Source organism: Rhizobium sp. Root149, assembly GCF_001427345.1.
GTDB lineage: Bacteria > Pseudomonadota > Alphaproteobacteria > Rhizobiales > Rhizobiaceae > Neorhizobium > Neorhizobium rhizoryzae.
The window spans coordinates 257,197-282,502 of record NZ_LMGD01000020.1 but is presented as its reverse complement, the minus strand read 5'-3'; the positions used below and the strand labels follow the sequence as shown (position 1 = coordinate 282,502).

Genomic DNA, 25,306 nt, shown 5'->3' with positions numbered 1-25,306 from the left:
TTGATCACAAAAATCTCATTAAATGCGCATATATGTGGGATTTCTACGTCTTTGCATTCGCAAACGCACAGAAAATTTATGCGCCTGCGTTGTACAACTGAGAGCGGAAAGCAAGGCCCAGTCAGCGAAAATGGCGCTCGACAAACCGACTGTAACGTTTCAGTTTGATGACCTGAAATTCTTTTCAGGGAAAGGGCCGCTGCCGTTTTCAGGCATCCGACAGATGTCTATAATCAGCCCCCTCGAAATGGTGGGAACGCATGGACGACAATCATCAGCTTAAATCTTCCGGGAAGGCTCTCGAGCCTGGTGCGCGTCCTACCTTGAAAACGATCGCCTTTATGACCGGTCTCGGCATCACCACTGTGTCTCGCGCGCTCAAGGATGCGCCGGACATCGGCATGGAGACGAAGGAAAGGGTGCGACTGGTAGCAGCGCAACTCGGCTATCAGCCAAACCGTGCAGGCGTTCGTCTCAGGACCGGCAAGACCAATGTCATCGCGCTTGTCCTCAGTATCGACGAGGAACTGATGGGCTTCACAAGCCAGATGATGTTCGGCATTTCGGAAGTGCTGGCCGGAACCCAATATCATCTCGTCCTGACCCCGCATGTGCACCAGAAGGACCCAATGGTGCCTGTGCGCTACATTCTCGACACGGCTTCCGCCGACGGCATGATCATCTCGCGCACACTGCCGGACGACCCGCGCGTGGCCTTGATGACGGAACGAAATTTTCCGTTCGCAACGCATGGGCGGACGGATATGGGCGTCTGCCACCCGTTCCATGATTTCGACAATGAGGCCTATGCTTTCGAAGCAGTGAAGCGGCTTGTGGCGAGTGGCCGACGGCGTATCGCACTGCTCGCTCCACCGGCGAAGCTATCCTATTATATTCACACGCGCATCGGGTTCGAGCGCGGCCTTGCCGCCTTCGGAGCGACGGAAGTATCCATGGGGCGCATGACGAGCGAAGCGCCCTTGTCAGACCTGCGCAGCTATTCCTCCGATCTCATGCGGTCTGCCGATCCACCCGATGGCATTATCTCCATCAGCGGCAGTTCAAGCATCGCGCTCGTTGCGGGGATCGAGGCGGCAGGCAAGCGTCTCGGCCATGATGTAGACATGGTCTCGAAACAGTCGGCGGAGTTCCTGAACTGGATCCGGCCCGAGATTCATACGGTCAACGAGAGCGTGCGCCTGGCCGGGCGCGAACTGGCTAAGGCCGTGATTGCCCGTATCGATGGCGTAGCGCCAGAATTGCTTCAAAGCGTCAGCAGCCCCGTGTGGTCCTCCATGGCGCCAAGAGACTAAAGCTCGATCAGGCCTTGATTGCGAGGCGAACGCCACCCCAATGCCTGCCATTGACGGTGATTGGTGCAGATATGTCCTTCATGAGGACAAAGACGCCGCCGCCCATGTCACGTCGATAGGTCTGCATCAGGAAGGGTTCCTTGCCTCGTCCGGCAGCCAGACCGACGCGATCATTGAAGATACGGCGATTGCGGCAGTTCGCCGTGTTCCACGTCACATCTCCCGGCCGCTGCGGCTGGGCGAACTTGCGGTTATGGGTCGGCAAGTATCCGTTCTCATCGACGGCTGCGCAGAATGCGATACGCTCATCGCTGGAAGCAACGCGTTCCTGAATATTGGGGAGAACGGCATCGGTGAATTCGGTAAATCGCGTCATGTACTGGACCGGATCGGTGCCACGGATCGGCTGATAATTGCGGTCGAACAACGCTCCCATGTCAATTCGACCAGAACGCACCGCATCCTCGAAAGCGCGGCTTACCTCCTGCGCCACGGACATGACGGTGCGGATGTAAGGCATGTCGGGTGTCTCAATGCCGGTGCTGGCAACGGCCTGGATCATACGCTCCGATATGTTCACCACATCGTTGACCCGCGCCGACGTGGTCTGGAGTTGATCGTTGGATTTCAGGATTGCATTTGCAGCCACGGCAATTGTCGTTGCGAACTCGCCGCACTGACGGTCGACGGCATCTGTGGTGTGAGCAAGAGACGATGCGCTATCCAGAATACGCGCCATGACCGTTTCAACCTCATGGAACGAACCCTGCACCTCCTTGGAGGTGGATCGTACCCCTTCGGCAGAGGTTCGCGCGCCTTCGCCCGCTTTTATCAGCATCTCGATGCGCTCGCCAAGCTTCTGCAGGGTCTGCTGGATCGAAGAGGTTGTTTGTGAGGTCTGCAATGAGAGTGCCCGAACTTCCGCCGCAACAACGGCAAAGCCCTTTCCAGCGTCTCCTGCGCGGGCCGCCTCGATGGCTGCATTCAGCGCAAGAAGATTGGTCTGGCGGGCGATGGTCCCAATGTCTTCGGCCAATCGTCCAACCTCGCTGAGAGCCGACGAAAAGGACCGGATTTCGGTCCCGATTTCCTGCGAGGCTGTGACCATGTCGTCAATGGCATGGATGGAACCGTCCAACTGCCTCGCCTGCACGCCCAGCACTTGTCGGGCACTCGTGGCAAGACTGTCTGTTTCACCTAACGATGAAGCGATCTGACGATTTGTCTGCGCCATGGCCTGAGCCGCGTCCGTCATCCGCCTCAGCAGCGCGGCGTGCTCGCCGGATTGGGTAGCGGTATCCTGGATCGCGCCTGCTATATCGACGAGATGAACGCCGAGATCTGAGGCTTCGGCGGCAAGCCGTGACACAGCATGGCGGAGCGGATTGTCCACCGTAACATTATCTTCAGAGTTCGAAGCATGCTGTGCAGATGCGACCACGCGTTTCTCCCAAAGCTATTGGAAGTATCAGTTGCGATGGTTAAGGCTCAGTATACCGATCATCATAATATCATAAATAATGCAAATATCTCGAAAAACAGAAAAGCCGCGACGGGCGCGGCTTGCATTCATGAGCAACACTGGAACGGCCAGATATCAGCCGCGATCAAAAGCCTTGGGGTCGATCCCCAGCGTTACCAGATCGCGCTTCAGCGGCTTGCGACCAGCCTCGACGGCGGCGGAAGCGGAAGCGGCGGCGCCAAAAACAGCAATCGCACGACCAATGAAACCACCGCGCATTCTGTTTGTGTTCGTAGACATTTTTCTCTCCTTTTGTCTGAAGAGAATATCGATACTGGCGCGTCTTTTTGCAATGCACAAGAAAGGATGGGAGCCATGCGATTGTCGCATGACCGGTAAATAAGCTTTACGATCTGATCATTCCTGCGGCATTCTGCGCACCAGAATCGCACAGGAGAAGAGCAGCCATGATCACCATCTTCGGCATCAGGAACTGCGACACCATGAAGAAGGCGCGCAACTGGCTGGACAGCCACGGCATTGGCTATCGATTCCATGATTACAAGTCTGAAGGGATCGACGAGGCGCATCTTGCCAAATGGATTGCATCCGAGGGGATTGACGTTGTCTTGAACCGCGCGGGCACAACGTTCCGGAAGTTGACCGACGAAGACAAAGCCAACTTAAGCGAAGACAAGGCAATCGCATTGATGATTGCGCAGCCCTCCCTGATCAAGCGTCCTGTTCTGGAGGCCAACGGCGCCATCACCATCGGCTTCAAGCCAGAGCTCTACGAGGCTCTTTTCTCGTCCTCTCGTTGATCCCGAGGTTGCGATGTCCAAGACTACACGCGCGACGCAGACCCTTGAGAAGGCGGGCATCGCTTTTACCGTCCACACCTATGCTTACGACCCCAATGCGGAGCGGGTCGGGCTTCAGGCTGCGGAAGCCATTGGTGAAGAGCCGCACCGGGTGCTCAAGACGCTGATGGCGGAGGTCGATGGGAAGCCGGTCTGCGTGGTCGTGCCGTCAGACAGCGAGGTATCGATGAAAAAACTGGCGGCTGCGTTTGGCGGCAAATCCGCAGCCATGATGAAACCCGCCATGGCAGAAAAGGCGACCGGCTACGTGGTTGGCGGCATAAGCCCCTTCGGACAGAAGAAGCAGGTTCCGACCGCAATCGAGGAGGCCGCGATGAACGAAACGCTGGTTTACATGAATGGTGGCCAGCGCGGGCTCCAGGTGCGCCTTGCGCCAACAGATGCACAGCGCACACTCAACGCGATCATCGTATCTGTCATTGCAGAGCGTTGAGGCCCGGCCTATCTTCCGTTTTTCGCAATTACAAAAGCAGGCAGACCATGACCCTTCACACCGAGATCAAGAGCCCCGTCGACCCAAACAAACTGGAAAAGCTGGCAGAGGTCGCCGTCAAGGTGGGCCTTCAATTGCAGCAGGGGCAGGATCTGGTTATCACGGCGCCGCTGGCGGCCCTTCCCCTTGTCCGCCTCATCACCAAGCATGCCTACAGCGCGGGCGCCGGTATTGTTTCCACGTTCTATTCGGATGAAGAAACGACGCTTGCGCGCTTCCGTTACGGACAGGATGCGAGCTTCGACAAGGCCGCCGACTGGCTCTACGAAGGTATGGCCAAAGCCTATGCCGGAGGCGCTGCACGTCTCGCCATCTCCGGCGATAACCCCATGATGCTGGCCAACGAGGATCCGGAGAAGGTTGCCCGCGCCAACAAGGCAACATCCATTGCCTACAAACCAGCTTTGGAGAAGATTTCCAACTTCGACATCAACTGGCACATCTGCTCCTATCCGAACCCGGCCTGGGCACGACAGGTCTTCCCGGATCTTCCTGAAGAAGAAGCCGTCCACAAACTGGCTGAAGCGATTTTCGCGGCTTCGCGCATCAATACGCCTGATCCGATCGCTGCCTGGGCAGAGCACAACGCCAATCTGAAGAAGCGCTCCAGCTGGTTGAACACCGAACGATTCTCGGCGCTACACTTCTCCGGGCCGGGCACTGACCTGACGGTCGGTCTCGCAGATGGTCACGAATGGCATGGCGGTGCATCGAAGGCCAAGAACGGGGTCATCTGCAACCCGAACATACCGACCGAAGAAGTGTTCACAACGCCACATGCCCTGAAGGTTGAAGGCACCGTCTCCTCCACCAAGCCTCTGTCGCATCAGGGTACGCTGATCGACAATATCCAGGTTCGCTTCGAGGCTGGTCGCATCATTGAAGCCAAGGCTTCAAAGGGCGAAGGTGTTCTGAACAAGGTGCTGGATACGGATGAAGGTGCGCGCCGCCTGGGCGAAGTGGCGCTGGTACCGCATTCGTCGCCGATCTCGGCATCGGGTGTGCTGTTCTACAACACGCTGTTCGACGAAAACGCCTCCTGCCATATCGCACTTGGCCAATGCTACTCGAAATGCTTCCTGGATGGCGCTTCGCTGACCCCGGAGCAAATCAAGGCTCAGGGGGGCAATTCCTCGCTCATCCATATCGACTGGATGATTGGCTCCGATCAGGTCGACATTGATGGCCTGCGCGAAGACGGCAGTTGCGTACCCGTCATGCGCAAGGGTGAATGGGCGTAGAGCAATCCGGCACACGATGCGCGAGCGGCTCGGCCTGCTCGCGCTAAAACAAGGAACCCTGTTCCGGTCCTTTAGCGGAAGCCGATTTGGCTACTCGCTTGCGTGCGACCGGCGCTTCAGACAACGACGTAGATGTGGGGGGCTCACTTCCCTCCACCGCACTTGCGCTAATCCGTCCATCCGCAAATTCGACGGACAGCATTTGTCCGGCAGCGATATTGGCGGCCCGCGTCAATGGTCGATCATCCTCGCCGCGAATGACAGCATAGCCGCGCTTCAGAACATTCTTGTAGGACAGAGATTGCAGCATCCGGTCATGGGCCAGCACAGCAGCAGTCCGCCTCGACAGCGCATGGACCAAGGCCGTGTCTGCATGCCGGACCAAGGATTGAAGCTTCAGACGGTCGCGTTCGATCTGCCCGCTTAGCCGCTGTGGCAGCGAAAGCAAGCTAACCTCCGCTTTGGCCAGACGGCTGCGTTCGCGTAGCAGATGCCGCTCCAGGCAGCGATCCTTGCGCAAGACCTGCTCTGCAATACGCCGGCGACCATCCGCAATGCGACCGGAAAGAAGTTCCAGTCGCAAGCCCGCCGTCGCCCGCTCCATTATCCGGCGCTTGGCAAGGGTGGTTCTCTCCAAACCTCGACCAAGCCCGGCAGACGCCTCATCGAAACGGCGGCGCGGCAAGGCCAGCAGTTGATCAAGAGAGGGAAGCGCCCGCACCAGCGCTCGCAGGTTCTGCCGACGGCTATCCATCTGACGCGAAGAACTGCCGCGAAGCCGTGCCGCAAGATTGGAAATCTGCGCATCGAGATCGGCCTTTACCGGAACCGCCATTTCGGCAGCCCCGGTCGGCGTGGGCGCTCGCACGTCGGCGGCGTAATCGATCAGCGTCCAGTCGGTTTCGTGACCCACAGCAGAAATGAGCGGAATCTCGCTGTCCGCCGCGGCGCGTACGACAACCTCGTCGTTGAAACTCCAGAGATCCTCGAGGCTGCCGCCACCGCGGGCAACGATCAGGACATCGGGCCTGCGAACCGCACCCAAGGGATCAAGGGCATTGAAGCCGCGGATCGCGTTCGCAACCTCGTCGCCCGATCCCTCCCCCTGCACTTTGACGGGCCAGACCACGACATGCACCGGAAAGCGGTCGGTGATGCGGTGAAGAATATCGCGAATGACGGCGCCGGTTGGTGACGTGACGACGCCGATCACCTTGGGCATGAAGGGGAGCCGCCGCTTGCGCGCCGGATCAAAAAGCCCTTCGGCACCAAGTTTGCGCTTGCGCTCTTCCAGCAGCGCCATCAGCGCACCGGCCCCTGCGGGCTCCAGTGTCTCGATGACGATCTGATATTTTGACGAGCCGGGGAAGGTCGTGACCTTACCGGTCGCGATCACTTCCATGCCCTCTTCCGGGCGAAATTTCAGCTTGGTGAAGGACCCTTTCCAGATCACAGCATCAATGCGCGCCTTGTCGTCCTTCAGGGCGAAATAGGCATGGCCGGACGAATGGGGACCACGATAGCCGGAAATCTCGCCGCGCACGCGCACATGATCGAACGCGGTTTCAACGGTACGCTTGATCGAGCCGGAGAGTTCCGACACCGAAATTTCGGCCAGGTTCGTCGGCTGATCAGAGAAAAGGGATCTGCTCATAGGCCCTATCTATCGTATCTGGATGTGATTTTCATCCGACCGCGATGGATTGTCCTGCACTTTTCTTAAGGGCGAACGGTGTAAATGCGGAAATGTGACCCTTCCTTCGCGGGTTGAGGCTGAAGGAAATCGGGAACATTTCCCTTGGCAAGCTGCGCATAGAGGCCTTGCGGGTTCACCTTCATAAGGTTTCGGGTCTGCGGGTCGCCAGCACAGAAAGCAAGAACTGTTACCTTCGCGCCCTTCAGGAAAGCCTCCGCCTCGCTCGGCTTCGAAAGTCCTATGTGAAGCTCGGTCAGCATGCCTGCCTGATTGCGATGGTAGGGCGCACTCAAAACCCGGTGCGGCGTATAGCGAAGAATGGTAGCGCCACTATCGGAGGGGGCAGCGACGACCCCCGTGGGATAACCCGCAAGCGCAAGACCATCGGCGCTCGATCGGCAGTCGGCTTCCTCCTCCGCAACAGACTTGTCCTGCCCGAGCAGCGTCTTGAGACTGAGGGCATCCCGTACTCCGTTCGTCGCAACCGCACCGAACAAGGCCCAGACAACCGGGACGGAAAACAGAGCGGCGAGAATGTAGGCCAGACCTGCATTCATGTTTTCCGGCTCGGCATTGGAATGGCGCTTCAGATCGCTGATCAACAACGAAAGCGGAAGGATGGTCAAGGCATTGGTGATGGCGGCGCCACGGACCTGCACGAGAGAAATCAGCCATGCGGTTCCAACAAGTGCCAGAAGCAGCAGATGCGCCTCTGCTCTGTCCTTCTGGATGATCCTGAACAAGCAAACGGCCACAGCAAACAGGCCGACGAGATAAAAGGCTCCAAAAGTATCCGGCGAGGTCGCCAGCAATGTGCGGGCCGACTGCGCTTCCGTCGTGTTATCGAGCCACAGCTCCACCAGCATAGGGTCGAGATTGGCAAGCGGATTTCCAAGGCATTGAGGGGCGATCAACAGCCCGGTTGCCAAAACGGCGGCCCCGATGAGCGCCACAGCAAGGATGCGCTGCCTGAACGTCACCAGACCGGTCAGGCGTCCGGCCAGCAAAAGCCCGGCCCCGCCAACGGCTGAAAGCGAATAGAAGCCAAGCGACAGGTTATCACAGGTTACCGCGCCATAGGCACTGGGCGGCACCGTCGCAAAGAAGAAGGCCGAGATGGAAAGAGCAAAGGCAAGACCGAAGCTGCGCGCCGCCGGAGCGAATTCCTTGCCATGCCAGCACCATTGCAACGTGACGACCATACAGCCGACGGCGACCACCGGTACGGTTTCGGCCCCAATGGCAATGGCAAAAGCTGCCGCAATACCCGCACACAGATGGCTTGAACCACTCCATCGCCTGTCCAGCAACATTGCCGTCATCACCATGAGCGTCGCCAGTTGCACGTTATGATGATCGATGTTGCCGGGATAGAAGCGCTTCATCGTGAAGATGTAGAGGCAGGCCAAACCCAGCGAAATATGCATGGTGGGGATGCCGCCAAGCCGCCGACCGGCCAGACCGGCAGCCGCCAGAAGAACCACAGCGGTGGACAGTGGCCAGACAATGAGGGCGAGTGTCTCAGCCTCGACGGATGATACAGTGAAGAGGGAAAAGAAACGGATCAGGGCTGCGATCGGCAGATCGACAAAGCGCGACCAGTGCATCAGCGTGCCGCCCTCCAGACCGAGACGATACTGATGCAAGTCGAACCATCCCTGACCGTTCAACAGATCACGAACCTGAACGAGCCGCACCACATCATCATTGTCACCGCCGACATAATCACTGGCGGTCGGTAGATGAAAGAACAGGATCAGGCCAATCAGAACGACCGCATAGACGAGGACGCTTGGCAGAAGCCGACTGAACATGCCTTTCGATCTTTGACGTTCATCGCCATGAAGGCCGCTTTCGCTCGTCCAGATGGTCATAATCGGTCAATCTCCGGCAAAGGCATGCCACGTGATGCGCGGTCGAAACCTAGCCTTAACCTTCTCAAGAAATAGTAAAGCGCGAGTACCCGGCCCTTCTTCCGGCGTCGCCTCCATTTGCAGTGTACCGAGTAGAACAGATCATGGATGATGCCGCATCGGGCGAACTGAAGATCGCCGTCCTTCTGCCTTGCTTCAACGAGGCTTCCACCATCGCATCCGTCGTCCAGGGTTTCAAATCTGCTCTCCCCTCCGCCCGGATCTACGTCTACGACAACAATTCTACCGATGGCACGGCACTCGCGGCCATGCTGGCAGGCGCCGAGGTTCGCCGTGAGCGGCGTCAGGGCAAGGGGCATGTGGTGCGCCGCATGTTCGCCGACATCGAAGCTGATCTCTACATCATGGCAGATGGCGACGGCACCTACGCACCGGAGGATGCCGACGAACTGGTTCGAACGCTTCTGACCGAGCGTGTCGACATGGTTGTTGGAACCCGTCGCGGGGTGCATGCCGACGCAGGCCGCCAGGGGCATGCAGCGGGCAACCGGCTGTTCAATCTTCTCTACCGGCAGATGTTCGGCTCGGATTTCACCGATATCTTTTCGGGCTACAGGATCTTCACGCGGCGTTTCGTCAAAAGCTTTCCGGCAGTTTCCGGCGGCTTCGAGATCGAAACGGAAATGTCCGTTCACGCCTCCCGCCTGAAGCTGCCGGTGACGGAGCTTGAACTGGATTACGGGCGGCGGCCGGAGGGGTCGTTTTCGAAGCTCTCCACATTTCGGGATGGCTTTCGCATTCTTCGAATGTTCGCCATGCTGATGAAGGAAACGCGTCCGTTTGCCTTCTTCGCCGTGATTGCGGCCCTCTTCTGCTGCGCGGGCCTGCTGTTCTCGGCGCCGGTCCTCATCGAATATTTCAAGACGGGCCTCGTTCCGCGCATGCCGACCTGGGTTTTCTCCCTCAGCCTTTATGGTCTGGGCTTCGTCTCCTTCGCAGCGGGCGTGATCCTGGATTCGGTTGCACGAGGCCGGAACGAAGTGCTTCGGCTGAACTACATCAATCTGCCTTCCCTGTTTTCCGAACGACAACGCTCCTCGGTTGCCGCCACTGATGTGAAGCGGGACGCCGCATGAAGCGCGAAACGACCAACAAGATCCGCTTCGTCATCGAAGACATCCTGCCGCCTATCTTGCGGGATTCCAGATTGTTTCTCTGGCTTGCGCAGAGTGCATGGGGCTCACACATCTCGCACCTTGCCAGATTTCGCGAACGCGCGCCTTTCCTGACAGCGGATGAATATGCCGAGCTTTACCGCAATCATCCGCGTGTGCATGCTGGCACGGATAATTCCGATGCCTGCATCCGACGCATTGTCAGCGAAATTGCCGGATCGAGTGTCTGCGATGTCGGTTGCGGTACGGGCGCGCTGTTGACGCATATAAAGGCAGGCAACCCGGATCTTGCCCGCATGACGGGTGTCGACTTCGTCATAGATGATGCGGCGGCCTTGCCGGGTGTCGAGTATGTGGCCGCCAAGATTGAAGCGCTGCCCTTTGCCGATGGTGAGTTCGATACGGTAGTGTGTACGCATGTTATCGAGCATGTGCTGGAGTATCGGCAAGCCATTGCAGAGCTTCGCCGGATTGCGCGCAAGCGGCTGATCATCGTCGTGCCGCGCGAACGGGAATATCGCTACACCTTCAATCCGCACTTCAACTTCTTCCCCTATACGCACTCCTTCCTGCGCGCTGTCCACCCGGTCCCGTTACGCTATCTGTGCGAAGATATCGGGCGCGACATCTTCTACCTGGAAGACAGAGAAGGCTGAGCGTGATGGATTTTTCCAGCCTCACACCGGTACTCTGGCTCGGGCTTATCGGCACCCCGCTGATGATCGCCATGGGCCAGGTGCTCTTCAAGATGACGAGCCAGACCGCGGGTTCCTTTTCGGTCAACGGCCTCCTGTCACTGGCGCTGAACCCTATCCTTATCGCAGCCCTTGTTCTTTACGGGCTCGGTACAATCATCTGGATCTATGTGCTGAAGTCCGTACCGCTGACGATCGCCTATTCATTCATGGGCCTCACCTTCTGCTTTGTGCCCGTGCTGGCGCAAATCTTCTTCGGCGAGCCCTTGAGCCTACGATACGCTGTGGGAGCTTTGCTGATCATTGCGGGATTGCTGACCATCAATGTCTGAAAGGCGCGAGAGAACAGACTGGCTGGTCATGGCCGGTGTTACGGTGCTTGCCGACCTGATGCTCTTCATGGTCCTCGATACAAGCATGCAAGGCCTAGTCCTCTCGCGGCTCATGTCGCTCGTCCTGGCTTACGGGATTGCCCAGGCCATTCGCCTGCTCACCGGTTTCGGCAAGCCACCACGCGCCTTTGTCGAGCGGCCCGGTCTCTGGCCGCTCGTTGTCATCACCGTTGTCGTCAATACGGGGCTATTCGTTGTCTTGAGCGAAAGAGCACCGATTGTTCAGCCGGTCGTCCATCTCGTCTTGTCGTGGCTCGGCTCTCTGGCGTTTCTTGCCTTCGGCCTGAAGCGAATACGCCGTTTCCAGCGACCAGACGGACAAAACTAGACCTTTTCCCAGCCGTCGTGTTCGCTTGCGCGATAGATGGCATCGATGAATTGCTGGTTGGCACGCGAGCTCTCCAGCGTAACCACCTCGGCCTGGTTGCCGGTTGCGGCGCGAGCGAAGGCCTCTGCCTGACGCTTGTACTGCCTGCTATCCTGGAAGCGAAAGACCTCTGAGCGTCCGTGACCCTGGTCGGTCAGTTCGACCTCTTCGGCCCCGTAACGATCCGCATTGAACGGCGACTTGACCTCGATGAAGCCCTTGGTGCCGTGGAACACCATGATCTGACGGGCGGCCATCTGGGTCGCGGTATAGAAGGTCAGATCGAAATCTCCGAAATCGGCTTTCACGCTGGAATAAATGTCGGTTCCGAACTCCGGATCACGCTCCGTCGTGGCCTGAACCCGCAATGGCTCCTTGCCGGTGGCGAAACGGGTTGCCATGGTCGGATAGACGCCGATATCCGGCAAGCCACCGCCGCCCAACTCCGGAATGTTTCGCATGTTGGAGGGATCGCGGTTGAAATAGCTGAACGCACCTTGCACGTGGCGCAGACGCCCGATGGCCTCATTGCGCAGAAGGTCCCGCACCTTGTGCCACACGGGGGCATAGGTGATCATGAAGGCTTCCGAGATCAGCACCTTGTTGCGATCTCTTGCCTCGATAAGCCTGTCGATTTCACTGGCCTTCAAGGAAATCGGCTTTTCGCACAGCACATGCTTGCCCGCTTCTGCCGCCTTGATGGTCCATTCCACATGCTGACTGGTGGGCAGCGGTATATAGACGGCATCGATTAAATCGGATGCCAGCATTTCCTCATAGGAACCAAAGGCATGCGGCACTGAAAATCGGTCCGCCATGGCACGGGCGCGGGTTATGTCGCGGCTGGCAATCGCGCTGACGACCGCATTCTCCGCATCCTGAATGGAGGGAATGACAGCATTCTGACCGATACGGGCGGTGGACAGGATTCCGAAACGGAACATGGGGATCTCCTCACTATTTTCGGTCTACCTTACGAACCGCATGAGACGGATGCAATTGCTGTTCGGACCTCAATCCAATCGATTTATTTCCGTGATCCTCCATAACGCCTTTTGATTGGTGCATGACCTTCCATCAGGATAGCGTTGCTCCATATCCCCCACCTATCCATTGAATCCCAGGAGCAGATTTCATGCAACACCGCGCCCTTGGCCGTACAGGCCTTTCGATCGCCCCTGTCGTTTTCGGCGGTAATGTCTTTGGCTGGACCGCCGACGAGAAGACATCCTTCGACCTGCTCGATCGCTTCTTCGACGCGGGCTTCAACACCATCGATACCGCCGATGTCTATTCGGCTTGGGTCGATGGTCACAAGGGCGGCGAGAGCGAAGAGGTCATTGGCAGATGGCTGAAGCGGGGAAGCGTCAGCCGTGACAAGGCCATCATCGTCACCAAGGTCGGCTTCGATAATCGCGGCCAGAAGACAGGGCTTTCCCAGGGGTGGATCGAGCAGGCGATCGACGCTTCCCTGAAGCGGCTCGGAACCGACTATGTCGATCTCTATCTGGCCCATAAGCCGGATGCCGAAGTTCCTGTCGAGGAGAGCCTGGAGGCCTTCGCAAAGCTGAAACAGGCCGGGAAGGTGCGCGCCATCGGGTGCTCGAACTATGATGCGACGCAGTTGCAGGCCTCGCTCGACGCTGCTGCCAGCAAGGGCCTGCCGCGCTACGACGTGCTTCAGCCGGAATACAATCTTTACACTCGCGAGAAATTCGAGGGAGAGCTTGCGGACCTCTGCCAGCGTGAGGAGATCGGCGTCATCAGCTACTACGCGCTGGCTGCGGGATTTTTGACCGGCAAGTATCGTGAAAAGAAGGATACCGAGGGTGTGGCGCGCTCCTACCGCGTCGCCGATTACCTCAACGACAAGGGAATGCGTATCCTGGCGGCGCTGGATGAGATCTCGGTCGAAACCAATGCGTCTGCGGCCAGCATCGCGATCGCCTGGGTGGCGGCACGGCCCGGAATCACCGCACCGATTGCCTCTGCAACATCCCTGCGACAGCTGGAATCGATCGTGGCCGCGGGCTCGCTTCAATTGTCTGCCGACCAGATGGCGCGCTTGAACGAGGCCGGTCTCTGATGGGCATCTTGATCCGCAATGCCACGGCTGGCGATGAGGCGCGCTTTCGCGAACTCTGGGCCAGCTATCTGGATTTCTATCAGGTCACGGTCTCGGATGAGATCACGGCCTCGACATTTTCCAAGGCGCTCAGTCCCGATAGCAGCATCTTCATGCAAGTTGCAGAGGTCGATGGACGCGTCGAAGGCTTCGCGCTTTGCCTGACCCATGAAGGCACATGGATTCTCGGCAAGGATCTCTATCTCGAAGACCTGTTTGTCGATGCAAGCCAGCGCGGCAAAGGCGTGGGGCGCGCGCTGTTGCAGGATCTGGTCGATCTGTCGAAAGCCAATGGCTGGTCCCGGCTCTATTGGCACACGGCCGAGACGAACGTCACGGCGCGGAAACTTTATGACAGCTTCGTCCAGTCGGACGGGCATATCAGATATCGCATCACGATCGGCTAAGGCCGATCCGCCAACCGGAAGGGTTAGACCATGCAAAAGAGAAAACTTGGATCCCTGGAAACCTCCGCTCTCGGGCTGGGCTGCATGGGCATGACCCATGCCTATACACCCGTGATCGACGAGCAGGCTTCTATCAAGACGCTGGCACGCGCCGTGGAACTGGGCGTGACGCTGTTCGACACGGCGGAAGTCTATGGACCGTTCACCAATGAGGAACTGGTGGGCAAGGGTCTCAAGCCCTACCGAGACAAGGTGCTGATCGCGACCAAGTTCGGCTTCACCATCGGCGATGAAGCAAAGGCCGCACGCCCTTCAGGCGTCGACAGCCGCCCGGACCATGTGCGGCAAGTGGCGGAAGCTTCCCTCAAGCGGCTCGGCGTCGAGGCGATCGACCTGCTTTATCAGCACCGCGTTGACCCGGATGTCCCGATCGAGGAAACCGTCGGCGCCATGGCGGAACTGGTGAAGGAAGGCAAGGTGCGGGCACTCGGACTTTCCGAGGCGAGCGCCGCAACGCTCAAGCGGGCACATGCCGTCCATCCCATCGCCGCCATCCAGAGCGAGTATTCCCTGTGGACTCGTGACCCCGAGGAAAACGGTGTTCTGGATACCTGCAGGGAACTCGGTATCGGCTTCGTTCCGTTCTCGCCACTCGGTCGGGGGGCATTGACCGGCGCGCTCAAGAACCTTGATGGCCTTGCTGAAAATGATTTCCGCCGTGGTCTTCCTCGTTTCCAGGGCGAGAATTTCGATGCGAACCTTGCGCTGGTTCATCTGCTTGAAGAGATGGCCGCGAAGAAAGATGTTTCCGCAGGTCAACTGGCTTTAGCCTGGGTGCTGGCGCAGGGCGATTTCATCGTGCCAATTCCCGGCACCACGAAAATTGCCAATCTTGAGAAGAATATCGCCGCAGCAGATATCGATTTGTCTGCGCAGGAACTGGCCGAACTGGGTGACCTGCTGGCTCCCTCCAAGGTCAAGGGCGAACGCTATCCGGAGAGCATGGCGAAGATGGCCAACAAGTAGCACAACCGCTGCATCGTACTCCGGGAGGGTATAAATCTTCCGGAGTACTGTCCTTCATTCAGGCGATGGGCGAGGCGCCAAAATGTTGAAATTCATCGATGATTTCTGACATGAGTCTCTCGATTTTAAGAGATTAGTAAAATCTTACTCTTTATTTTCTGACAGTTAGTTTCCTTTCAGCCTATGAGGCTTTCATGTCCATTTTTGATCTTGGCGGCGATGCGCGGTCTGTCCTCGCAGCGCTCAACCGCTCGCAGGCAATCATCGAGTTCGACCTCAGCGGTCGGATCCTGCACGCGAACGAGAACTTCCTCAAAGCCATGGGATATCAGCTGTCGGACATCGTTGGGCAGCATCATCGAATGTTCGTGCTGCCTGCCGAGGCTGGATCCCGCGAATACAAACAGTTTTGGTCGGGTCTTGCAGAGGGTCGTTTCGACCAGCGTCAATACAAGCGCGTGGCGAAAGGTGGCCGGGAAATCTGGATCGAAGCCTCCTACAACCCGGTCTATCGCGGCGGAAAGCCGTTCAAGGTCGTGAAGTTCGCGACGGATATCACGACACAAAAGCTCCGGACGCTGGATGCGGAGGGAAAGCTGGCAGCACTGGATCGTGCCCAGGCCATCATCGAATTTACGCCGACCGGCGAGATCATCGAGGCGAATTCAAACTTCCTGCACGCCATGGGCTATTCGCGCGAAGAGATCATTGGTCGACACCACTCGATGTTCTGCGACCGCGATTACGCCGCTTCCCGCGATTATCGCGAGTTCTGGGAAACGCTGGGCACTGGTGCTTTCATCGCGGACCAGTTCACCCGTTTTGGCAAAGGCGGAAAGCGCGTCAACATTCAGGCGTCCTACAACCCGATCGTCGATCGCGATGGCAAAGTGCTAAAAGTGGTCAAGTTTGCAACGGATGTTTCGGAACGGGTTCGCGTCATTGAAGAACTCGGCGCCGGCCTGCACCGCCTTGCCGAATGCAATATTCGCATGACACTCGACAACGCCTTCAGTGCCGAATTCGAGCCCCTGCGACAGGACTTCAACAGTTCAATCGGTGCCTTCCAGCAAACCCTTTCCGGCGTGCTCAACCAGACGGAATTCCTGATGGAAAACGGCCAGGCCATGAGCAAGTCTGCCGAAGAACTGTCTGCCCGCACGCGCCAGCAGGTTGCCGCTCTGGAAAACACGGCCACCGCGCTTGCCCAGGCGACATCGAATGTTCGCTCCGCCACCGAACGCACGCGCGAAACACGAAAGCTTGCAAGCGATGCGCGTCTGGCTGCGGCTTCATCCGTCGAGGTGGTTCGCAACACGGTGAGCGCCATGGAGCGCATCGAGGCGGCCTCGAACGAGATCGGCAAGATCATCGGGGTGATCGACGAAATCGCCTTCCAGACAAACCTGCTGGCTCTCAATGCCGGGGTAGAAGCTGCCCGGGCCGGTGACGCCGGCAAGGGCTTTGCCGTCGTGGCGCAGGAGGTACGGGAGCTTGCGCAACGTTCCGCAAGCGCTGCAAAGGAAATCAAGACGCTGGTCAGCACGTCAGCGGACGAAGTGAAAGATGGCGTCCGGCTGGTCGGTGAGACAGGCAGGGCATTGCAGGAGATCGAAAGCTTCGTGGAAGCGATCGACCGCAACGTCGATGGCGTCGCCACCTCCTCTGCCGAGGAAGCGCTAGCACTGGACGAGATCAATCATTCGGTTATGGATGTCGATCGTATGGCCAAGGCGAATGCCGAAATGGTCGCGCATTCGACCCAAATCAGCCAATCGCTGTCGGACGGCACCGCCGTCCTGACCGAGCTGGTTTCGCGGTTCAAGCTGAACAGGCGCGGCACTCAACGCGAAGACAAGCGCGAGATCTGGACACCGGAAGAACGCGCCCGCCGGATTGGTCAGCTGCGTCAGGCATCCTGACAAAAAAGGCCGGGCGACGCGTGTCGCCCAGCCCCTTCCCTTGGGAGGAAATGATTTTGATCAGGCGCGCACGCGGCCACCAAGCGAACCGCCGAGGAAACCGGCAAGGGCACCAATGACCAGCGCCAGGGCAGACATCAGTGCACCCTTGGAAAATGCAGCGGATGCTTCTGTTGCGGCCTTGGCTGCGGCCTGCTTCGCCTGTTCAACGGACTGACGGTACTGCTGCTCGTACTGCGTGACCTGTTGGCGGGCATCATCGACAGAGATGTTCTGCGCCTTGGCCAAGGCATCGGCAGCACGGTTGCGGGCCTCTTCCTGCTTCGCGGCATCACCCGTGAGCAGAGCCTGCATGGAAGCAACGGCCGCATCACGCAGCGCTGCGGGGTCATTTCCGCCGCTGACGTTGCGAACCTGCTGTTCGATGCTTTGCAGGGGATTGGTGGCATTGGCGACGGATGGTGCGGCGGCGGTTGCAGCTGTCGCAATCGTCGAGCCCGTTCCGCTGAGAATGGTGGAGACTCCTCCGAAGGCACCGGAAACGAGTGCGCCAATCGACGTCGTTACGAGATAGAGCAACAGTATAGTCGTCGCTGCCCAGACGGTCAGGCCATGCAGACCACCGCTCCGGGGAATGCGATGTGACAGCCGACCGGCAACATAAGCGCCCAAAAATACGGAAATGACGGCAGAGACGACAAACCAGATGGCGGATGTTGTCGAGACCGTTGAGGCATCAGGCGCGCTCTGGCCGACGGGGTTGATAATGGCTGTCCCGATGCCTGCTCCGAGTAGGTTCAGCACAAATTGCGAGGAGATTGCAATTGCAACGCCAGCGAATATTGCGCCCCAGGAACAACTTCTGGCAGAGTTTAACAGAAGACCTTCGCGATGGGTGGATGAGACGGGATGGGTTGAAGTGAAATCTGTCATATTCGACACTCCTGGAACCACCGTGACTGTCACGGCGCTCAGGAACGACGAATTAGACTGTTGGTTCCCGCCACATAACGCAGAATCTTCTACGCTATTCTTTCCTTCTCTCGCGTGCGAAGGGTAAGCGGGACCTTGGCGAACATCACGGCATTGCCGGCGAGCGTCAGGCAGAGGCCGAAAACCCCCGGCCATGTCCAGTGATAATCCTCGAAGATGCTCGACAATGTCAGTGCCACGACGGGAAAGAGAACCGTTGCATAGGCCGCCTTCTGTGAGCCGAGACGCGAGACCAGCATGAGATAGGTTGTGAAACCTACGACTGAGCCGATCGCCGAGAGATAGATCAGTGCAGCCATGTAGGTTCTGTCCGGCGGCGCGACGACAGGTGTTTGCGTGACAGCAACCAGAAACAGCAAGGCCAGAGATCCGTATGTCATGCCCCAGGCATTGGCCGTGATGGGCGAGAGACCAGCGGCACTATTGCGGCGCGACGCCATGTTGCCAAAGGAAAAGAAGAGCGTTCCAAGAGCCGAGAGCGCTATACCCTTCCAGCTGTCCGGCTTGACCGCCAGAAACACATCCGGTCCAAAAAGCAGGCAAAGGCCTGCCACACCCAAAGCAGCTGCAACGAGCGTCCGTGATTGGATGGGATCGCCGAAAAAGATCCTGGCATTCACGGCATTATAGACGGTGGCCAGAGAGAAGACGACGGAGATCAGTCCTGACGGCACATAGGCAGCCGCATGATAAAAGCAAAGAAAGTTGCAGCAGAAGAGTGATAGCGCCTGAACGACCACGAAAGGCTGCTGCTGGAGTGTCGGAACCTTCAACCGGCCAGAGAGCACGAGCGCCCCAACAAGAATGAGGGCAGCGAGGGCGAAACGGTAGAAAACGGACACCAGCACCGGAACAGGCCCGATCTGCAGCGCAATCGCAATCCAGGTCGTTCCCCAGATGAGCACGGTGGAGGAGAAAAGCAGCAGATTGGTCATGATGGCACCTGAATGAGACTTCAGGGCAAACCCTAACGCACCGAAATAGGCTCGCTCTTGCAGGATCTTGCGGCGATCTCTCTTTGCGTCCAGATTGCAGCACATTTTCCATGGTCAGGCAGCCGCTTTCAATTGTAGGAATAAGGCCTGCCACCACTGAGCTTGCCATGCTGAACACTGCATCCGTTTTTGGTTCCCTGTCTGCTTCCTCCCGGGCTGTGAGCCTGGGCGCTCTCGATATGGGTAGCGGCAGGGCAGCAGCGCTGTGGAGCAACAGTCATGACCGGATGCGCTATGAACGGCCTGACGGCCATACCTTCAGCTGTTATCTGCGTGGCGGCGACGGAACCCGGCGGGTCGACGGCAAAAGATTATCCGGGCGGCCTGGCGCGGTGTGCATCATGCCGCAGGGCGCATCTTCGGAATGGGAAATCACGGACCGCTTCGACTTCGTCCATCTCTATCTTGCCGACGACGAACTGAAACGATTGTTCTCGGAGATCTTCGATCGGGACGCACGGCTGATGCTTCTCCCGGAAGCGACCTTCGAGGACGCGCCTCGTATTGCCGATGGTCTGGGCAGGCTTGCAACGGCGCTCCAGAGCGACAACCGGATCCTGGCAGAACAGGCCATCGTATCGACGGTGCAGCATCTCTTCAGCGATCATCGATACGGCGATCACAACCTGCGACAGTTGCGCGGTGGTCTTGCAGCACATATCCGCCGTCGCCTGCTCGACTACATCGAGGCGCATCTGCAGAGCCAGATTTCGCTGCGCGATCTCGCCGCGGTTGCGGACCTCAGCGAATTCCATCTGCAACGGATGTTCAAGCAGAGTTGTGGTATCAGCCCCTACGGCTATTTGCTCAATCGCCGGATGGAAAGGGCACGGCTGATGCTGGCCGGGGCTGAGCCCATTGCCCAGATCGCCACTGCCTGCGGTTTCAGCAGCCAGAGCCACCTCACACGCGCCTTCAAGACAATGACGGGAATGACGCCATTGGCCTACCGCCTGATGGCCAATGGCATAGCTTGCGAGCTACCAGGCAGCTGAAGTCGGCAGCCTCACTGACTGCCGACCCGCCTAATTTGATCAAGCGCGAAGAACGCCGCCTGTTGTCTTCTCGACATTGCCGACAATCTTCTTCGTCAGCGCGTCGAAATCCTCATCCGTCAGGGTCTTGTCCGTCGGCTGGATCAGAACCTCGATCGCGATGGACTTCTTGCCTTCGCCAAGGGATGCACCTTCGAACACGTCGAAAACATTGACACCGGTGATGAGCTTGCGGTCGGCACTCGTGGCAGCCTTGATGATGGAGCCAGCATCCACGGCTTTCTCGACCACGAAGGCGAAGTCGCGCTTCACCATCTGGAAGGGTGACAGTTCGAGAGCAGCCTTGGTGCGGGTTGCCTTCTTCTTCGGTTCCGGCATGACATCCAGATAGACCTCGAAGCCGGCCAGTGCGCCGGAGACATCCAGAGCCGACAGCGTGTTCGGATGGAACTCACCGAAGTGCCCAAGCACGACTTTCGGGCCCATCTTTATCGTGCCGGAACGACCCGGATGATACCAGGATGGACCGCCCTGCTCGACCTGCACATTCGCCATCGGCATGCCGCAAGCTTCGAGAACAGCCAATGCATCTGCCTTCGCATCGAACACATCGACCGGCTTTCCGCCACCCTTGGCTGCGTTGGACCATAAACGGCCTGAACCGGAAAGCGAGGCCGTGCCGCGGCGAATGCCACCGGCAACGCGACGCTGCTTTTCGGGTGTATCGCCCTCATAGGTGCCCGATACCTCGAAGATCGCCACGTCGCCATAACCCTTGTCGGCGTTGCGCTGAGCGGCAGTCAGCAAACCGGGCAGTAGCGATGGACGCATGTCCGACATATCGGCTGCAATCGGATTGACCAGCTTCAATGCCGGGCTTCCACCACCGAACAGCTTCGCCTGATCTTCCGGGATGAAGGACCAGGTGACAGCTTCCAGCATGCCGCGCGAGGCAAGCGCGCGCTTGGCAACACGGGTACGGATCTGCAGCGTGGTCAGGATACGCGCATTGACCGTGTCCTTCGCAGCAAGCGGTTCCGGCTTGATGTTGTCGACACCGTGGACGCGCATGACCTCTTCCACGAGATCCGCCTTGCCATCGACATCGGGACGCCAGGAAGGCACAGCGACCTGCACGCGCTCTTCATCGCCGGAGAGGATCTCGAAGCCCAGCCCGGTCAGGATCTGGCGGCTCTCCTCAACGGAAACGTTGAGGCCGGTCAGGCGCTTCACTTCCGAGAAGGGGAAGTCCACAAGCTTGCGATCATGTCCCTTGTAGCCGGAAACACGTGCCTTTGCAGCGGTGCCCCCGCACAGTTCCAGCACCAGTTCGGTTGTGCGCTCAAGGCCCGGCATCATGTATTCGGGATCAACGCCGCGTTCGAAACGATAGCGGGCATCGGTGATGATGCCCAACGCACGGCCGGACTTGGCGATGTTGATCGGATCCCACAAGGCGGACTCAATCAGCACATCCACCGTGTTTTCATCGCAGCCGGAATGCTCGCCGCCCATGATGCCGCCGATGGATTCGACGCCGTTATCATCGGCGATAATCACATTGTTCGACGAGAGCTTGTAGGTACGCGCATCGAGCGCAAGGATTTCCTCTCCTTCCGTCGCACGGCGAACGGTGAGATTGCCCTTTACCTTGGCCGCATCGAAAACGTGCATGGGGCGACCCTGGTCGAAGGTCATATAGTTGGTGATGTCGACCAGCGCATTGATTGGACGAAGACCGATCGCCTTCAGACGCTGCTGCATCCAGGCAGGGCTCGGGCCATTCTTCACGCCGCGGACAAGGCGCAGCGCGAAACCGGGGCACAGGCTCTCGTCGTCGAGATCAATGGAGACTTCGACCGGAGTTTCCCCGTCCACCTTGAAGGCAGGCGTCTTCGGCTGCTTCAGCGTGCCCAGGCCCGAGGCGGCCAGATCGCGGGCGATACCGAAAACGCTCGTGCAATCCGGGCGATTAGGCGTGAGGTTGATCTCGATGACCGGATCATCGAGCCCCGCAAAGGATGCAAAGGTCTGACCGACCGGAGCATCTTCCGGCAGATCGATGATGCCGTCATGATTATCGGAGATGTTCAGCTCCTTTTCGGAGCACATCATGCCATGGCTTTCGACGCCGCGAATATTGCCGACAGCGAGCGTCACATCGATACCCGGCACATAGGTGCCCGGGCGTGCCAGAGCGCCGACAAGGCCAGCGCGGGCATTCGGCGCGCCGCAGACGACCTGAACCGGCTTGCCATCGCCCGTATCGACCATCAGTACCTTCAGCCGGTCAGCGGAGGGGTGCTTTTCAGCGGAAACAACCTTGGCAATGACGAAAGGCTTGTAAGCTGCGCGATCATCAACATCCTCGACTTCGAGGCCGATCGCCGTCAAGCGCTCGCAGACCTCTTCCAACGAGGCATTGGTGTCCAGATGTTCCTTCAGCCAGGAGAGCGTGAATTTCATATGTTTATCCTCCGTGCTGAATTACTGGCTCAAACCGCCGAACAGTGTCGGCATGTCGAGCGGACGGAACCCGTAGTGGCTCATCCAGCGCACGTCCGCGTTGAAGAAGTCACGCAGGTCCGGCATGCCGTATTTCAGCATGGCGATGCGGTCGAGCCCCATGCCCCAGGCAAAGCCCTGATACTCATCGGGATCTAGACCGCCGGCACGCAGGACATTCGGGTGAACCATGCCGCAGCCGAGGATTTCCATCCAGTCAGTTCCCTCGCCGAACTTGACGATCGGGCCGGAAGAACGGTCACACTGGATATCCACCTCGAAGCTGGGTTCGGTGAACGGGAAGAAGGAGGGGCGAAAGCGCATGGTGACGCTGTCCACCTCAAAGAAGGCCTTGCAGAACTCTTCGAGGATCCAGCGCATGTTACCGACATGGCTCTTCTTGTCGACGACCAGGCCTTCCACCTGGTGGAACATGGGCGAATGGGTGGCATCGCTGTCCTGACGGTAGGTCTTGCCAGGAATGATGATGCGGATCGGCGGCTTCTGGGCTTCCATGGTGCGCACCTGCACAGGCGAGGTGTGCGTGCGCAGAACCTTGCGCTCACCCTTCTCGTCCGTCGGGAGAAAGAAGGTGTCGTGCATCTCGCGGGCCGGGTGACCCTCCGGGAAGTTCAGCGCCGTGAAATTGTAATAGTCGGTCTCGATATCCGGACCTTCCGCGATCGAAAAACCCATATCTGCAAAGATGGCGGTGATTTCATCGACGATCTGGCTGATCGGGTGAATGCGTCCACGCTCGGCGGGCGAAGAGCGCACCGGCAGGGTTACATCCAGCGTCTCCGCTGCAAGCCGGGCGTTGATGGCGGCGTCGCGCAGCACAGTCTTGCGCGCGTTCAACGCCTCCGTCACCTCGGTCTTCAAGGCATTGATGGCAGCACCGCGAGTCTGGCGCTCTTCCGGGCTCATCGACCCCAGCGTCTTCAGCAGTTCGGAGACGGAGCCTTTCTTGCCCAGCGCCGAAACGCGAACGCCTTCCAGGGTCGCCTCGTCGGACGCATCGTTGATTTCAGCCAGAAGCGAGGATTTCAGGTTTTCCAGATCGGACATGATGATTTCCGTTTGATGCCGGGCAGTGAGCAGACAGGTTTGGATCGCTGCTTGCGACATGTGGTCGTAACGGTCAAATGAAAAACCCGCGCCAGCCCAAACCAGCGCGGGTTTCCCAAATCAATGAAGCTCGTGAAGCTTGGGAAGCGCTGGTTAACGAACCGCGCTTTCAAACTCGTTTGCCGTACCGGCATCCTTGAGGTAGACGAGCGCCTTCTTGGAAGCTTCGACGAGAGCGCCGAATGCTGCCGGCTCATGGATTGCCATGTCAGACAGAACCTTGCGGTCCACTTCGATGCCAGCCTTGTTCAAGCCGTCGATGAAACGACCATAGGTCAGGCCGAATTCGCGGACAGCAGCGTTGATACGCTGGATCCACAGAGCGCGGAAGTTGCGCTTCTTGACGCGACGGTCGCGCGTTGCGAACTGACGCGAACGATCGACAGCTGCCTTTGCGGCGCGGATGGTGTTCTTACGACGACCGTAGAAGCCCTTTGCGGCCTTCAGGGTCTTGGTGTGCTTTGCGCGTGAGGTTACGCCACGTTTTACGCGTGCCATGTCATGATCTCCTTAATGTTCCGAAAGCGAAATGGTCTCAGAGACCGTTTGGCAGGTAGTTCTTGATGACCTTCTTGCCGTCAGCTTCGGCCAGAACCATCGTACCGCGAGCATCGCGGATGAACTTGTTGGAACGCTTGATCATGCCGTGGCGCTTGCCAGCAGCAGCGGCGAGAACCTTGCCCGTCGCAGTGACCTTGAACCGCTTCTTGGCGGACGATTTCGTCTTCATCTTGGGCATTTTGCTACTCCGTATTCTTGTATCGAAGCTGGCTGATGAGGCTGGCTTCAAGCTATTCAAAAACGGCCACGGCATGCCCTGCCGGACCGTTCGGACGCGCGCTTATACCGACAGACCGGTAAAAGCGCAATGGGGGTGAACAGAATTGCGTGCGCGGCTGCAAATGGACCGGCACAGGATGGAAAGGCACCGATCAGCGCGGTGCCAGAACCATCATCATCTGGCGGCCTTCCAGCTTCGGCTCGGCTTCAACCTTGGCGATTGCCGCGGTATCTTCCTTGACCTGAAGAAGAAGCTTCATACCGAGTTCCTGGTGCGCCATTTCGCGACCACGGAAACGAAGCGTGACGCGGACCTTGTCGCCATCTTCGAAGAACCGAAGGATGGCCTTCATCTTCACCTCATAGTCATGAGTGTCGATGTTCGGACGCATCTTGATTTCTTTGATTTCGACGATCTTCTGCTTCTTGCGTGCTTCGGCAGCCTTTTTCTGGTTGGCATACTTCAGCTTGCCGAGATCGAGAATCTTGCAGACCGGCGGCTCGGTGTTCGGAGAGATCTCGACGAGATCGAGACCTGCCTCCTCGGCCATTCTCAGCGCCTGGTCTGTCGGCACGATGCCGAGGTTTTGACCCTCTGCGTCGATCAGCTGGACGCGAGGAATGCGGATTTCCCGGTTAGAGCGCGGTCCGTCTTTGACAGGAGCGTCGGTCTTGAATGGTCTGCGAATGGTCGTATTCTCCTCGAATAATTAAAGGGTCGCAGCGGCGGCCCTTGCGCTCGTGGCGCAATGAAAGGGCAATTTCGTCAACGCTGCTCCGAAGTCAATAGCATAGTGTCGCCAATAAATCACCTAGTGCCGCGTTTTTACGAATCTGTTTT

General features: G+C 58.3%; 25 protein-coding genes. 13 read left to right on the top strand and 12 right to left on the bottom strand.

Annotation, left to right across the window (positions count from 1 at the left end; genetic code table 11):
- Window positions 1-260: 260 nt before the first annotated feature.
- Window positions 261-1,313 carry a LacI family transcriptional regulator gene (locus ASD54_RS13490; RefSeq protein ID WP_062555115.1) on the top strand — a complete coding sequence of 351 codons (1,053 nt, stop codon included), beginning with the start codon at window positions 261-263 and terminating at the stop codon, window positions 1,311-1,313.
- A gap of 7 nt (window positions 1,314-1,320) precedes the next feature.
- Here the strand turns inward: ASD54_RS13490 and ASD54_RS13485 are convergent, their stop codons facing one another.
- The gene (locus ASD54_RS13485; RefSeq protein WP_062555114.1) at window positions 1,321-2,754 is read right to left on the bottom strand and encodes a methyl-accepting chemotaxis protein; all 1,434 of its coding nucleotides are present in this window, start codon (window positions 2,752-2,754) and stop codon (window positions 1,321-1,323) included.
- A 156-nt stretch (window positions 2,755-2,910) separates the two neighbouring features.
- Window positions 2,911-3,075 (bottom strand): hypothetical protein, encoded by a 165-nt coding sequence (locus ASD54_RS26970; protein ID WP_165133345.1) that lies wholly within the window; start codon window positions 3,073-3,075, stop codon window positions 2,911-2,913.
- Between the two features lie 167 nt (window positions 3,076-3,242).
- Between ASD54_RS26970 and ASD54_RS13480 the strand changes: the two genes are divergently transcribed.
- From ASD54_RS13480 to ASD54_RS13470, 3 genes are read left to right on the top strand one after another with little or no spacing between them, the layout of a single operon-like run.
- Window positions 3,243-3,596: an ArsC family reductase gene (locus tag ASD54_RS13480; RefSeq protein ID WP_062555113.1), complete on the top strand. Its 354-nt coding sequence runs from the start codon at window positions 3,243-3,245 to the stop codon at window positions 3,594-3,596.
- A 13-nt stretch (window positions 3,597-3,609) separates the two neighbouring features.
- Complete coding sequence (gene ybaK, locus ASD54_RS13475) at window positions 3,610-4,089, top strand: Cys-tRNA(Pro) deacylase (protein ID WP_062555112.1); 480 nt, start codon at window positions 3,610-3,612, stop codon at window positions 4,087-4,089.
- Window positions 4,090-4,136: 47 nt separating this feature from the next.
- Window positions 4,137-5,390: an aminopeptidase gene (locus tag ASD54_RS13470; protein ID WP_062555111.1), complete on the top strand. Its 1,254-nt coding sequence runs from the start codon at window positions 4,137-4,139 to the stop codon at window positions 5,388-5,390.
- A 43-nt stretch (window positions 5,391-5,433) separates the two neighbouring features.
- Here the strand turns inward: ASD54_RS13470 and xseA are convergent, their stop codons facing one another.
- The gene (gene xseA / locus ASD54_RS13465; RefSeq protein ID WP_062555110.1) at window positions 5,434-7,044 is read right to left on the bottom strand and encodes an exodeoxyribonuclease VII large subunit; all 1,611 of its coding nucleotides are present in this window, start codon (window positions 7,042-7,044) and stop codon (window positions 5,434-5,436) included.
- Window positions 7,045-7,109: 65 nt separating this feature from the next.
- Window positions 7,110-8,960, bottom strand: coding sequence for a hypothetical protein (locus ASD54_RS13460; RefSeq protein ID WP_062555109.1), 1,851 nt, complete (start codon window positions 8,958-8,960; stop codon window positions 7,110-7,112).
- Between the two features lie 143 nt (window positions 8,961-9,103).
- Between ASD54_RS13460 and ASD54_RS13455 the strand changes: the two genes are divergently transcribed.
- The 4 genes from ASD54_RS13455 to ASD54_RS13440 are packed head-to-tail and all read left to right on the top strand — an operon-like array spanning window position 9,104 to window position 11,550.
- A complete protein-coding gene (locus ASD54_RS13455) occupies window positions 9,104-10,096 on the top strand; it encodes a glycosyltransferase (protein ID WP_062555108.1) in 993 nt (330 codons plus the stop codon).
- Entirely contained in the window at window positions 10,093-10,791 is a 699-nt protein-coding gene (locus tag ASD54_RS13450) for a class I SAM-dependent methyltransferase (RefSeq protein ID WP_062555107.1), read from the top strand. Before ASD54_RS13455 ends, ASD54_RS13450 begins: the two co-directional genes overlap by 4 nt.
- A gap of 5 nt (window positions 10,792-10,796) precedes the next feature.
- Entirely contained in the window at window positions 10,797-11,162 is a 366-nt protein-coding gene (locus tag ASD54_RS13445; protein ID WP_062555106.1) for a transporter, read from the top strand.
- Window positions 11,155-11,550 carry a hypothetical protein gene (locus tag ASD54_RS13440; RefSeq protein ID WP_156379221.1) on the top strand — a complete coding sequence of 132 codons (396 nt, stop codon included), beginning with the start codon at window positions 11,155-11,157 and terminating at the stop codon, window positions 11,548-11,550. Before ASD54_RS13445 ends, ASD54_RS13440 begins: the two co-directional genes overlap by 8 nt.
- Here ASD54_RS13440 and ASD54_RS13435 read toward each other — a convergent pair.
- Entirely contained in the window at window positions 11,547-12,533 is a 987-nt protein-coding gene (locus tag ASD54_RS13435; protein ID WP_062555104.1) for a Gfo/Idh/MocA family oxidoreductase, read from the bottom strand. The genes ASD54_RS13440 and ASD54_RS13435 overlap by 4 nt on opposite strands.
- A 191-nt stretch (window positions 12,534-12,724) precedes the next feature.
- Between ASD54_RS13435 and ASD54_RS13430 the strand changes: the two genes are divergently transcribed.
- The 4 genes from ASD54_RS13430 (at window position 12,725) to ASD54_RS13415 (ending at window position 17,069) form a co-directional block, all read left to right on the top strand.
- Window positions 12,725-13,675, top strand: coding sequence for an aldo/keto reductase (locus ASD54_RS13430; protein WP_062555103.1), 951 nt, complete (start codon window positions 12,725-12,727; stop codon window positions 13,673-13,675).
- Entirely contained in the window at window positions 13,675-14,121 is a 447-nt protein-coding gene (locus tag ASD54_RS13425; RefSeq protein WP_062555102.1) for a GNAT family N-acetyltransferase, read from the top strand. Before ASD54_RS13430 ends, ASD54_RS13425 begins: the two co-directional genes overlap by 1 nt.
- Window positions 14,122-14,151: 30 nt before the next feature.
- Window positions 14,152-15,147: an aldo/keto reductase gene (locus tag ASD54_RS13420; RefSeq protein ID WP_062555101.1), complete on the top strand. Its 996-nt coding sequence runs from the start codon at window positions 14,152-14,154 to the stop codon at window positions 15,145-15,147.
- Between the two features lie 194 nt (window positions 15,148-15,341).
- On the top strand, window positions 15,342-17,069 hold the full coding sequence (locus tag ASD54_RS13415) for a PAS domain-containing methyl-accepting chemotaxis protein (protein WP_062555100.1): 1,728 nt from the start codon (window positions 15,342-15,344) through the stop codon (window positions 17,067-17,069).
- A gap of 60 nt (window positions 17,070-17,129) precedes the next feature.
- On the opposite strand, the gene ASD54_RS13410 is transcribed toward ASD54_RS13415, so the two are convergent.
- Together ASD54_RS13410 and ASD54_RS13405 are read right to left on the bottom strand one after the other, a co-directional pair.
- Window positions 17,130-18,002: a hypothetical protein gene (locus ASD54_RS13410; RefSeq protein ID WP_062555099.1), complete on the bottom strand. Its 873-nt coding sequence runs from the start codon at window positions 18,000-18,002 to the stop codon at window positions 17,130-17,132.
- Window positions 18,003-18,091: 89 nt separating this feature from the next.
- Window positions 18,092-18,997 (bottom strand): DMT family transporter, encoded by a 906-nt coding sequence (locus ASD54_RS13405; RefSeq protein ID WP_062555468.1) that lies wholly within the window; start codon window positions 18,995-18,997, stop codon window positions 18,092-18,094.
- A 287-nt stretch (window positions 18,998-19,284) separates the two neighbouring features.
- Here ASD54_RS13405 and ASD54_RS13400 point away from each other — a divergent pair, with 287 nt between their 5' ends.
- A complete protein-coding gene (locus tag ASD54_RS13400) occupies window positions 19,285-20,052 on the top strand; it encodes an AraC family transcriptional regulator (protein WP_062555467.1) in 768 nt (255 codons plus the stop codon).
- A 39-nt stretch (window positions 20,053-20,091) separates the two neighbouring features.
- On the opposite strand, the gene pheT is transcribed toward ASD54_RS13400, so the two are convergent.
- The 5 genes from pheT to infC form a co-directional block, all read right to left on the bottom strand.
- Complete coding sequence (gene pheT, locus ASD54_RS13395; protein ID WP_062555098.1) at window positions 20,092-22,518, bottom strand: phenylalanine--tRNA ligase subunit beta; 2,427 nt, start codon at window positions 22,516-22,518, stop codon at window positions 20,092-20,094.
- 21 nt (window positions 22,519-22,539) lie between these two features.
- Window positions 22,540-23,625 carry a phenylalanine--tRNA ligase subunit alpha gene (gene pheS / locus ASD54_RS13390; protein ID WP_062555097.1) on the bottom strand — a complete coding sequence of 362 codons (1,086 nt, stop codon included), beginning with the start codon at window positions 23,623-23,625 and terminating at the stop codon, window positions 22,540-22,542.
- 153 nt (window positions 23,626-23,778) lie between these two features.
- The gene (rplT, locus tag ASD54_RS13385; RefSeq protein WP_062555096.1) at window positions 23,779-24,183 is read right to left on the bottom strand and encodes a 50S ribosomal protein L20; all 405 of its coding nucleotides are present in this window, start codon (window positions 24,181-24,183) and stop codon (window positions 23,779-23,781) included.
- A gap of 37 nt (window positions 24,184-24,220) precedes the next feature.
- On the bottom strand, window positions 24,221-24,424 hold the full coding sequence (gene rpmI, locus ASD54_RS13380) for a 50S ribosomal protein L35 (protein WP_062555095.1): 204 nt from the start codon (window positions 24,422-24,424) through the stop codon (window positions 24,221-24,223).
- Window positions 24,425-24,617: 193 nt separating this feature from the next.
- Window positions 24,618-25,154 carry a translation initiation factor IF-3 gene (infC, locus tag ASD54_RS13375; RefSeq protein WP_082547206.1) on the bottom strand — a complete coding sequence of 179 codons (537 nt, stop codon included), beginning with the start codon at window positions 25,152-25,154 and terminating at the stop codon, window positions 24,618-24,620.
- Window positions 25,155-25,306 lie beyond the last annotated feature (152 nt).

What these genes read in the sequence shown, in the direction of transcription:
- ASD54_RS13490 (WP_062555115.1), top strand. Translation starts at nt 261, where the DNA reads ATGGACGACAATCATCAGCTTAAATCTTCCGGGAAGGCTCTCGAGCCT.
- ASD54_RS26970 (WP_165133345.1), bottom strand. Translation starts at nt 3,075, where the DNA reads ATGTCTACGAACACAAACAGAATGCGCGGTGGTTTCATTGGTCGTGCG.
- ASD54_RS13480 (WP_062555113.1), top strand. Translation starts at nt 3,243, where the DNA reads ATGATCACCATCTTCGGCATCAGGAACTGCGACACCATGAAGAAGGCG.
- ybaK (WP_062555112.1), top strand. Translation starts at nt 3,610, where the DNA reads ATGTCCAAGACTACACGCGCGACGCAGACCCTTGAGAAGGCGGGCATC.
- ASD54_RS13470 (WP_062555111.1), top strand. Translation starts at nt 4,137, where the DNA reads ATGACCCTTCACACCGAGATCAAGAGCCCCGTCGACCCAAACAAACTG.
- xseA (WP_062555110.1), bottom strand. Translation starts at nt 7,044, where the DNA reads ATGAGCAGATCCCTTTTCTCTGATCAGCCGACGAACCTGGCCGAAATT.
- ASD54_RS13460 (WP_062555109.1), bottom strand. Translation starts at nt 8,960, where the DNA reads ATGACCATCTGGACGAGCGAAAGCGGCCTTCATGGCGATGAACGTCAA.
- ASD54_RS13455 (WP_062555108.1), top strand. Translation starts at nt 9,104, where the DNA reads ATGGATGATGCCGCATCGGGCGAACTGAAGATCGCCGTCCTTCTGCCT.
- ASD54_RS13450 (WP_062555107.1), top strand. Translation starts at nt 10,093, where the DNA reads ATGAAGCGCGAAACGACCAACAAGATCCGCTTCGTCATCGAAGACATC.
- ASD54_RS13445 (WP_062555106.1), top strand. Translation starts at nt 10,797, where the DNA reads ATGGATTTTTCCAGCCTCACACCGGTACTCTGGCTCGGGCTTATCGGC.
- ASD54_RS13440 (WP_156379221.1), top strand. Translation starts at nt 11,155, where the DNA reads ATGTCTGAAAGGCGCGAGAGAACAGACTGGCTGGTCATGGCCGGTGTT.
- ASD54_RS13435 (WP_062555104.1), bottom strand. Translation starts at nt 12,533, where the DNA reads ATGTTCCGTTTCGGAATCCTGTCCACCGCCCGTATCGGTCAGAATGCT.
- ASD54_RS13430 (WP_062555103.1), top strand. Translation starts at nt 12,725, where the DNA reads ATGCAACACCGCGCCCTTGGCCGTACAGGCCTTTCGATCGCCCCTGTC.
- ASD54_RS13425 (WP_062555102.1), top strand. Translation starts at nt 13,675, where the DNA reads ATGGGCATCTTGATCCGCAATGCCACGGCTGGCGATGAGGCGCGCTTT.
- ASD54_RS13420 (WP_062555101.1), top strand. Translation starts at nt 14,152, where the DNA reads ATGCAAAAGAGAAAACTTGGATCCCTGGAAACCTCCGCTCTCGGGCTG.
- ASD54_RS13415 (WP_062555100.1), top strand. Translation starts at nt 15,342, where the DNA reads ATGTCCATTTTTGATCTTGGCGGCGATGCGCGGTCTGTCCTCGCAGCG.
- ASD54_RS13410 (WP_062555099.1), bottom strand. Translation starts at nt 18,002, where the DNA reads ATGACAGATTTCACTTCAACCCATCCCGTCTCATCCACCCATCGCGAA.
- ASD54_RS13405 (WP_062555468.1), bottom strand. Translation starts at nt 18,997, where the DNA reads ATGACCAATCTGCTGCTTTTCTCCTCCACCGTGCTCATCTGGGGAACG.
- ASD54_RS13400 (WP_062555467.1), top strand. Translation starts at nt 19,285, where the DNA reads ATGCGCTATGAACGGCCTGACGGCCATACCTTCAGCTGTTATCTGCGT.
- pheT (WP_062555098.1), bottom strand. Translation starts at nt 22,518, where the DNA reads ATGAAATTCACGCTCTCCTGGCTGAAGGAACATCTGGACACCAATGCC.
- pheS (WP_062555097.1), bottom strand. Translation starts at nt 23,625, where the DNA reads ATGTCCGATCTGGAAAACCTGAAATCCTCGCTTCTGGCTGAAATCAAC.
- rplT (WP_062555096.1), bottom strand. Translation starts at nt 24,183, where the DNA reads ATGGCACGCGTAAAACGTGGCGTAACCTCACGCGCAAAGCACACCAAG.
- rpmI (WP_062555095.1), bottom strand. Translation starts at nt 24,424, where the DNA reads ATGCCCAAGATGAAGACGAAATCGTCCGCCAAGAAGCGGTTCAAGGTC.